The 3,029-nt window shown below is 65.2% G+C and carries 2 protein-coding genes and 1 pseudogene; 2 read left to right on the top strand and 1 reads right to left on the bottom strand.

Features of this window, described 5'->3' with window-relative positions:
• Positions 1-283: pseudogene (locus AC1DQP_RS10125) on the bottom strand (PAS domain-containing sensor histidine kinase); the annotation flags it as partial.
• A 336-nt stretch (positions 284-619) separates the two neighbouring features.
• Between AC1DQP_RS10125 and sucC the strand changes: the two are divergent.
• Together sucC and sucD are read left to right on the top strand one after the other, a co-directional pair.
• Positions 620-1,789 (top strand): ADP-forming succinate--CoA ligase subunit beta, encoded by a 1,170-nt coding sequence (gene sucC, locus AC1DQP_RS10120; protein WP_256775511.1) that lies wholly within the window; start codon positions 620-622, stop codon positions 1,787-1,789.
• A gap of 175 nt (positions 1,790-1,964) precedes the next feature.
• On the top strand, positions 1,965-2,840 hold the full coding sequence (gene sucD / locus AC1DQP_RS10115) for a succinate--CoA ligase subunit alpha (protein ID WP_256775510.1): 876 nt from the start codon (positions 1,965-1,967) through the stop codon (positions 2,838-2,840).
• The last annotated feature ends 189 nt before the right edge of the window (positions 2,841-3,029 follow it).

Below are 3,029 nucleotides of genomic sequence, written 5' to 3'. Positions count from 1 at the left end.
GGGTGGCGGCGATGATGTCCACGATCACGCTGCCGATCACGATCGGGCGCAGCCAGCGCTCGTTGCGGCCGATCACCAGGATCAGCAGCGCCAGCGCCAGGTAGGCGCCGCTGACCACGCCGGCCAGGCGCGGGTGGTCGGCAGCACCGACCAGCGTGCTCAGCGGGCTGAACAGCAGGGCCGCGATCACGGCGGCAATCAGCAGGCGGTAGAGGGCAAAAAAGTACAGCTCGCGCTTCGGTATGGATTCGATGCGGTCGATCAATGAAGCACTGGGTGACACGCCGGAACTCCCCTTCAGGCATGTGGCCAGTGTAGAGGGTGTGGCCGTGCATGGGGTGCCGGTGGCGCTGATTGACGCCCGCGTCCATGGCACGTACCCCTTCCAGGGCCGGCCCCGTTGCGCACTGCCGCAGGGCCGTCGCCCGGGGCTGGGCAGGGCCGATGCCGCAACTGTCTGAAAAATCGCCGGAATCGGCCGCCCCGGGGGGCGGCCGACGCGCGTCTTTGCGCCTGCGCGCCGGCTCGTCCACAATAGTGGGCCCGCCGCGGTCCTTACCGGCGCCCCGTGAGGGAGCCTTGGAGATGCGTGCGGTCGTTCCTATACCCACGGTGACGCATGAATTTCCACGAATACCAGTCAAAACAACTGCTTGCCGAGTACGGCATTCCCGTCCCGGCCGGCAAGGTCGCGGCGACCCCGGATGAAGCAGTTGCAGCGGCCAATTCCCTGGGCCAGGGCCCCTGGATGGTCAAGGCGCAGATCCACGCGGGCGGCCGCGGCAAGGCTGGCGGCGTCAAGTTCTGCAAGACCACCGACGATGTGAAGGCCGCTGCGGCCAAGATGCTCGGCACCAAGATGGCCACCTACCAGACCGCCGGCGTCGAGCTGCCGGTGAACCTGGTGCTGGTGACCACCGCCGGCGAGATCGTCAAGGAACTGTACCTGTCGGTACTGGTCGACCGTGGCACCAAGACCATCACCTACATCGCCTCGTCCGAAGGCGGCGTGGAGATCGAGCAGGTCGCCGCTGAAACCCCGGAGCTGATCCACTCGCTCAACGTCGACTTTGTCGAAGGCGTGCAGGGTTACCACGGCCGTGATTTCGGCTTCAAGCTGGGCCTCACCGCCAAGCAGGCCGGCCAGTTCGCCAACATCATGGTGAACCTGTACCGCCTGTTCAACGAAAAGGACCTGGCGCTGGTTGAAATCAACCCGCTGGCGATCCTGGACGACGGCAACCTGTACGCGCTGGACGGCAAGTTCGACAGCGACGACAACGCCGCGTTCCGTCAGAAGGCCCTGGTCGCCATGCGCGACAAGACCCAGGAAGACGAAACCGAAGTGACCGCTTCGGAGCTGGACATCAACTACGTCACCATGGACGGCAACATCGGCTGCATGGTCAACGGCGCCGGCCTGGCCATGGCCACCATGGACGTCATCAAGCTCAACGGCGGCGAGCCGGCGAACTTCCTGGACGTGGGCGGCGGTGCGAACAAGCAGCGCGTCATCGAGGCGTTCAAGCTGATCCTGTCCTCGGACAAGGTCGAAGGCATCTTCGTCAACATCTTCGGCGGCATCGTCCGCTGCGACATGATCGCCGAAGGCATCATCGCCGCGGTCAAGGAAGTGGGCGTCAAGGTTCCGGTCGTGGTGCGCCTGGAAGGCACCAACGTGGAAGAAGGCAAGCAGCTGCTGCGTGACAGCGGCATGGCCATCATCCCGGCCGACAACATCAACGACGGTGCCAAGAAGGTCGTCGACGCTGTCAAAGCCGCCGCCTAATTTTCCACGGCATCGGATCGCCGGCAGCATCCTGACGTGTCCCCTTGATTTAAGGGGGCTGGCACGCCGCAACGCGGCGTGACGGGGGTTCTGGCGGCATGCGGTACGGACCTCGACCTGGTCGATGGCTCCTCCTCCGAAGCCGGCCCAAATAATTTACGAAGGACTTCAAGACATGTCCGTTTTGATCAACAAGAACACCAAGGTGATCGTGCAGGGCTTCACCGGCCAGCAGGGCACCTTCCACGCCACTCAGATGATCGAGTACGGCACCCAGGTTGTTGGCGGCGTGACCCCCGGCAAGGGCGGCACCACCCACATCGACCTGCCGGTGTTCAACACCGTTGCCGACGCCGTGTCGGCCACCGGTGCCAATGCCTCGGTCATCTACGTGCCGCCGCCGTACGCGGCCGACGCGATCCTGGAAGCGGCTGCTGCCGGCATCCAGGTCATCGTGTGCATCACCGAAGGCATCCCGGTGCTGGACATGCTGCGCGTCAAGAACGTGCTGACCCGTTCGCATCCGGACACCGTGCTGGTCGGGCCGAACTGCCCCGGCGTGATCACCCCGGGCGAGTGCAAGATCGGCATCATGCCGGGCCACATCCACATGCCGGGCAAGATCGGCATCGTGTCGCGCTCGGGCACCCTGACCTATGAAGCGGTCAAGCAGACCACCGAAGTCGGCCTGGGCCAGTCCACCTGCATCGGCATCGGTGGTGACCCGATCAACGGCCTGAACTTCGTCGACTGCCTGAAGCTGTTCAACGAAGATCCGCAGACCCTGGGCATCATCATGGTCGGCGAAATCGGCGGCGATGCTGAAGAAGCCGGCGCCGAGTACATCAAGCAGTTCGTGAAGAAGCCGGTCGTCGGCTTCATCGCCGGCGCCTCGGCTCCGGCCGGCAAGCGCATGGGCCACGCCGGTGCGATCGCATCGGGCGGCAAGGGCACTGCCGAAGGCAAGTTTGCCGCGATGGAAGCTGCTGGCGTTGTGACCGTCCGCTCGCCGGGCGACCTGGGCGCTGCCATCGCCAAGCTGGTGAAATAAGCCGCCCGCCGCGCGGTAGAGCCGAGCCATGCTCGGCTGCTCCAACGGTAGAGCCGAGCCATGCTCGGCTGCTCCAAACAGAAAGGCCGCCTCCGGGCGGCCTTTCTGCATTTTCGCCGCCCTCAACCCGCGCCCTCGGGTAGTGCCGGCCGCTGGCCGGCTCCGCACGATGCTGCCGGCGAATGCGTG

The sequence above is a fragment of the Stenotrophomonas sp. P5_A8 genome, from assembly GCF_056400545.1.
Note: the sequence above shows the minus strand (reverse complement) of the source record. Positions and strands in the feature narration are given on the sequence as shown.

Excerpts from the sequence above, each read along its gene's own strand:
- sucC (WP_256775511.1), top strand. The coding sequence starts at position 620 with ATGAATTTCCACGAATACCAGTCAAAACAACTGCTTGCCGAGTACGGC.
- sucD (WP_256775510.1), top strand. The coding sequence starts at position 1,965 with ATGTCCGTTTTGATCAACAAGAACACCAAGGTGATCGTGCAGGGCTTC.